This window comes from Anaerophaga thermohalophila str. Valhall (genome assembly GCF_000250735.1).
Taxonomy (GTDB): domain Bacteria; phylum Bacteroidota; class Bacteroidia; order Bacteroidales; family Marinilabiliaceae; genus Anaerophaga; species Anaerophaga thermohalophila_A.
The window spans coordinates 1-4,978 of sequence record NZ_AHZV01000161.1; the positions used below are offsets into that span (position 1 = coordinate 1).

Here is a 4,978-nt window from a genome sequence, read left to right on the forward strand (position 1 = left end):
GGTAACATTACCAATAAAATAAGTAACAATTAACCGCGGAGCGGTGACAGAACACTAATTTTGCCAAAAAAACAAAAATATCAGGCGTAAGACACTAACATCCCTAACAATGTTAACAACCCTAACAGCTTAACACCCCAATACCACTACAACCTTAAGCACATGGAACATAACAACAATACTTCACCAGATCGACCCATCATCAAGGATGATGAAATTGATCTTATTGCGTTGGCGCATACAATTTGGGACAATCGAAGAACCATCTATTACTCCGTTGGGCTGGCCATCATTATCGGCTTGCTGGTAGCTTTGCTCAGTCCTGAAAAATACAGTGCATCGGCAACCATATTACCTCAGACTGAAGGAAAGAGTGATCTGGGCGGTCTTGGTAGTTTGGGCGGCCTGGCAAGTATGGCCGGAATAAATCTGAGTTCGGTCATGGGAGGAGGAACAGGTATTCAACCCGATTTATACCCCCGTGTCATTCAGAGCTATCCCTTCCTGAATGACCTGGTGCATCACCCTTTTGATTACGAAGAAGAGGCAGAGCCGGTTTCTATTTATGACAAAGCGCTTAAAGATACAGTTCCCGGTTTTGGTTCGTCTCTTGTAAAGTATACCATCCGGTTACCCTGGACCATTAAGGATGCAATTTTTTCCAAAGAAAAAGAGTTGAGCCCTGGTATTGAGAGCTCTGGCGCTTCTGAAATAAAAAGGATGAGCGAAGAAGAAAAGGAAATATTTGAATCAATGGTGGAAAAAGTAACCGTTGAGGTAGATGACGAAACCGGTCTCGCCACGATATCGGCAGAAATGGAAGAACCGTTGCTTGCCGCGCAGGTTGCCCAGGAGACGGTGGAACTGCTTCAAAAATACATTATAGCCTACAAAACCCGTCAGGCCCGCAACAATCTTGAATTTATAGAAGCACGTTACAAAGAAAAGAAAGCCGAATTTGAAGAGGCAAGAGCTGCCTTTTTCAACTATCGCGACCGTAACAGAAACATAATTCAGGAACGTACTGACATGCGTTATCAGGAGCTGAGTGATGCCTATAATCTGGCATCGCAGGTTTATCAAAGCCTCGCCGAACAACTCGAAAAGGCCGAAATAGCTGTAAAACAAGATACTCCCGCCTTTTCGATTATCGAACCGGTGAAGGTACCTCTCGAAAAATCGGCCCCCAAACGTTCTCTAATCCTGGTTGTGAGCGTCTTCCTCGGTGGGTTTATCGGGCTTGGAATTATTTTTGGAAGGATGGTGTGGAGGAAACTTAAAGCAGCATGGTAGCATCGGAATTAAGGCAAAGGTTAAGGTTAAGGTCAATATTAACAAAGCAATGCTTATGTATTCCAGTTTTGAAGAAATGCCGGTTTGGCAAAAAGCAAATCAACTTTCCATAGATGTTTTTTACCTACCTATTAATTTACCAAAGGCTGAAGATTATGGTTTAACTTCTCAAATAAGGAGGTCTTCGAATAGTGTTGCAGCTAATATTGCTGAAGGTTTTGGAAGAAGAACAAAAAAAGATAAATCCTGTCTTTACGTTGTTGCACGTGGTTCTGCATTTGAAGCACAAAACCATTTAATTTATGGCCTTAAGGTTGAGTATTTTGATAAGAATGAAGCAGACAAACTTATTCAGGCTTACAATGATCTCATTTATGATCTTAATAAAATAATAAGGTCTTTGAACTAATATTTGAATTATCTTAGTTTATTCTCAACCTCAACCTTATTCTCAACCTTAACCTCAACCTCAACCTCAAAAAATAATCTCCTGTGAACGAAAAAGAACTAAACATTGCCATCCATGCCGCCATCCTGGCAGGCGAAGAAATCCTGAAGATTTACGAAGATTCTTCACAGGATTTCTCCATCGAAAAGAAAAGCGATGACTCACCGCTTACCATTGCCGATAAGCGAAGTCATGATGTTATTCTTAACGCCCTCGAACAAACGAAACTGCCTGTTCTTAGCGAGGAAGGAGCCGAAATTCCTTTTTCCGAACGACAAAACTGGGCACGTTTCTGGCTGGTAGACCCGCTTGACGGAACCAAAGAGTTTATCAGGCGCAACGGTGAATTTACCGTTAATATAGCGCTGGTGGAAAACGGACAGGCCCTGGGCGGTGTTATTTATGTGCCGGTTACCGGAACTCTTTATTTCGGATGGCCGAAGCATGGCGCCCGGAAAATCAGGAATATCACGTCAGCAAATCTGGAGGGATTGATTGACCGTGGCGTATCGCTGCCCTTCGAAGGCCATAAATCAAAATATACGGTTGTTGCTTCCCGGTCACACATGAATCCCGAGACTAAAGAATATATCGATCGCATCCGGCATCAATTTGAAGATGTGGAGGTCATATCTGCCGGCAGCTCATTGAAGATTTGTCTGGTTGCCGAGGGCAAAGCCGATATCTATCCCCGTTTTGGACCAACCATGGAATGGGACACAGCAGCCGGTCATGCTATTGCCAAACATGCCGGTAAAAATATTTTTCTCGCCGACGAAAAAACTGAACTGAGCTATAATAAAGAGAACCTGATGAATCCCTGGTTTGTGGTAAGGTGAGTTCAATGACTGAGGCCTAACTGAGGTTAAGGTTAAGGTTGAGGCTGAGGTTAAGGTTGAGGTTGAGGTTGAGGTTGAGGTTGAGAATGAACCATATAAGACATATAAGAACACAGAAGATAGGGTTGCACCACAGATGACACAGATTCTTTGCAAGCAAAGCGGCAGAGCCGGGCGAACACAGACTTCAATTACCAATAGAGGTTAAGGTTAAGGCTAAGGTTCAGCAACCCAGCAACTCTAAAACCGAAATTCATCAAAAATGAAAACAAAAGAACAATACATTCAATTGTTATCCATTTTTAAACAAAAAAACGGGCGCACTTATGGAATCAAACGCTTAGGTATTTTTGGTTCTGTTGCCCGTGGAGAACAAAGGAAACAAAGCGATATTGATATATATTACGAAGGAGAACCATTAAGTCTCTTTAAATTATCAGAACTTAAAGACAAACTTGAGCAAATTCTGGGAGAATCGGTTGACATTGTACGCCTGCGTGATTCTATGAACCATCTTTTAAAAGAAAGTATTGAGAAAGAGGGTATTAATGTTTGATAAAGAAATCGCATATAATGTGATTGGCCAGATCATCGAAACCATCCACATAGTCCGGAAAAGGACTAAGAATATAAATACAGCAGACGACTTTACTTCCTCAGAGGAGGGAATGATGGTATTAGACAGCGTCTGCATGAAGCTGGCAGCAATAGGTGAAAGTATTAAAAATCTCGACAAAATTACAAACAACCAATTGCTTTACCATTACATTACAAACAAATCAACTGGAAACAGGCAATGGGTATGAGGGATATCATTGTACACCATTATTTTGATATTGATGCCGAAGTAATCTTTAAAACGCTTATTGAAGATATTCCGGCTTTGTTGATAGTTCTTGAAAGAATTCACTCAACGCTTAAATAAGAAGTGAGTGCGGCATAAAAAGCATATTTTTGTCAAAATCAAGGCGTTTTAAATTTTTGCGCCGGAGTTAACTCGTTGTTAATGAAAATACAAAAATTTAGAACAACACAGAGTTTGGCGATAAAGATGCTTTTTAGACTGAGCTCAAAGATGCTAAAAGATAGTAGGTAAAAGCCCTCAGTTACCAGCAACATTTAAGGTTAAGGTTAAGAATTCACCACAGAGATAGAAGGCAGCAAGTAGAGACGCACGGCCGTGCGTCTCTCAAAAAATTCACCACATAAGAACACATAAGACCACATAAGATAAGATTGCACCACAGATGACACAGATTCTTTGCAAGCAAAGCGGCAGAGCCGGGCGAACACAGATTTCAATTACCAATAGAGGCTAAGGTTAAGGTTAAGGTTGAGGCTGAGGTTGAGCAACAAGCAACAAACACCCAGCACCCAGCACCCAGCACCCAGCACCCAGAAACCAGAAACCAGCAAACAGAAACCAACAAACAGCAACATTTGAGGCTAATGAATATCAATCACATTATACCTGGAATTACTGAAGTATTAAAGAAACAAGGTGTGGAAAAAGCCATTCTTTTTGGCTCTTATGCTTACGGCCATCCTTCGGAAGAAAGTGATATTGACTTATTGGCAATAAAAAATATCCCGGAATGCGATGTACGAAATTTTCGAATTGAACTTAAAAAAGAACTTTGGAAGAAATTTAATAATGAAAATTGTGCTTTTGATGTTATTGTTGACAGTGAGGATAGAGTAAAAAACAGAATTGCTTTGGGTGACCGGTTTTATGATGAAATACTGAATAAAGGGAAAGTGCTTTATGGGCAATAAAACTTATGCTAAAGAATGGATGACCTTAGCCGGTAGAAATCTCGAAACTGCGCGATTATTAATTCGGGAAAACCATTTCACCGATATTATTGCTTTTGAGATTCAGCAAGTTATGGAAAAATCATTTAAAGCTGTTTTTGCCTTTCATGGTGAGAAAATACCTAAAACGCATTCATTACAAGTATTATATAATTTTGTTCAAAAGACTATTGAATTAAAGAGTATTACCATCGATGATATAATAATAATCAGCGATTATTACGAAACTCAGCGTTATCCCGGTCCAAAATATTTTCTTCCATCGTTGGATGAAGTACAACATTCTATGAAAATTGCAGAAATTGTTTTCAATCAAATTCTATTCTATATTGAAAGTTCTTGTTAAAAGTTCACTATATATTACTTATTACCAATTACCAGTGACCATTAACCAATAGAGGTTGAGACAAAGGTTAAGGTTAAGCAACCAGTTACCAGCAACATTTAAGGTTGAGGTTGTGGCTGAGGTTGAGGTTAAGGTTAAGAATTCACCACAGAGATAGAAGGCAGCAAATAGAGACGCACGGCCGTGCGTCTCTCAAAAAATTCACCACATAAGACCACATAAGACCACATAAGATAT

General features: G+C 40.2%; 8 protein-coding genes. All 8 read left to right on the forward strand.

Features of this window, described 5'->3' with window-relative positions; translation table 11 throughout:
- Positions 1-162 precede the first annotated feature (162 nt).
- The 8 genes from OQ5_RS0108480 (at position 163) to OQ5_RS0108510 (ending at position 4,741) form a co-directional block, all read left to right on the forward strand.
- Positions 163-1,293, forward strand: coding sequence for a Wzz/FepE/Etk N-terminal domain-containing protein (locus tag OQ5_RS0108480; RefSeq protein ID WP_016777076.1), 1,131 nt, complete (start codon positions 163-165; stop codon positions 1,291-1,293).
- The gene (locus OQ5_RS0108485) at positions 1,253-1,702 is read left to right on the forward strand and encodes a four helix bundle protein (protein WP_255297453.1); all 450 of its coding nucleotides are present in this window, start codon (positions 1,253-1,255) and stop codon (positions 1,700-1,702) included. The genes OQ5_RS0108480 and OQ5_RS0108485 overlap by 41 nt, the downstream gene beginning before the upstream one ends.
- Positions 1,703-1,785: 83 nt before the next feature.
- Complete coding sequence (cysQ, locus tag OQ5_RS0108490; RefSeq protein WP_016777078.1) at positions 1,786-2,580, forward strand: 3'(2'),5'-bisphosphate nucleotidase CysQ; 795 nt, start codon at positions 1,786-1,788, stop codon at positions 2,578-2,580.
- 262 nt (positions 2,581-2,842) lie between these two features.
- A complete protein-coding gene (locus tag OQ5_RS0108495) occupies positions 2,843-3,136 on the forward strand; it encodes a nucleotidyltransferase family protein (protein ID WP_016777079.1) in 294 nt (97 codons plus the stop codon).
- Positions 3,129-3,386: a hypothetical protein gene (locus tag OQ5_RS20605; RefSeq protein ID WP_218054513.1), complete on the forward strand. Its 258-nt coding sequence runs from the start codon at positions 3,129-3,131 to the stop codon at positions 3,384-3,386. Before OQ5_RS0108495 ends, OQ5_RS20605 begins: the two co-directional genes overlap by 8 nt.
- Positions 3,383-3,505 (forward strand): HepT-like ribonuclease domain-containing protein, encoded by a 123-nt coding sequence (locus OQ5_RS23820; protein ID WP_218054515.1) that lies wholly within the window; start codon positions 3,383-3,385, stop codon positions 3,503-3,505. Before OQ5_RS20605 ends, OQ5_RS23820 begins: the two co-directional genes overlap by 4 nt.
- Positions 3,506-4,029: 524 nt before the next feature.
- Positions 4,030-4,356, forward strand: coding sequence for a nucleotidyltransferase domain-containing protein (locus OQ5_RS0108505; protein WP_016777080.1), 327 nt, complete (start codon positions 4,030-4,032; stop codon positions 4,354-4,356).
- Positions 4,346-4,741 carry a HEPN domain-containing protein gene (locus tag OQ5_RS0108510; protein WP_016777081.1) on the forward strand — a complete coding sequence of 132 codons (396 nt, stop codon included), beginning with the start codon at positions 4,346-4,348 and terminating at the stop codon, positions 4,739-4,741. Before OQ5_RS0108505 ends, OQ5_RS0108510 begins: the two co-directional genes overlap by 11 nt.
- Positions 4,742-4,978 lie beyond the last annotated feature (237 nt).